Raw genomic sequence first — 300 nt, forward strand, 5'->3', positions numbered from 1 at the left:
TATAATGGTGATATATGTACCTTAGTACAAATACTTACAACCAAGATGAGTCATGAACAAACCCAGGTGTTGTCTTCTATAGGGGAGTATGTATAATGGTGATATATGTACCTTAGTACAAATACTTACAACCAAGATGAGTCATGAACAAACCCAGGTGTTGTCTTCTATAGGGAAGTATGTATAATGGTGATATATGTACCTTAGTACAAATACTTACAACCAAGATGAGTCATGAACAAACCCAGGTGTTGTCTTCTATAGGGGAGTATGTATAATGGTGATATATGTACCTTAGTA

Source organism: Buchnera aphidicola (Myzocallis carpini), from assembly GCF_964059025.1.
GTDB lineage: Bacteria > Pseudomonadota > Gammaproteobacteria > Enterobacterales > Enterobacteriaceae > Buchnera_L > Buchnera_L aphidicola_AK.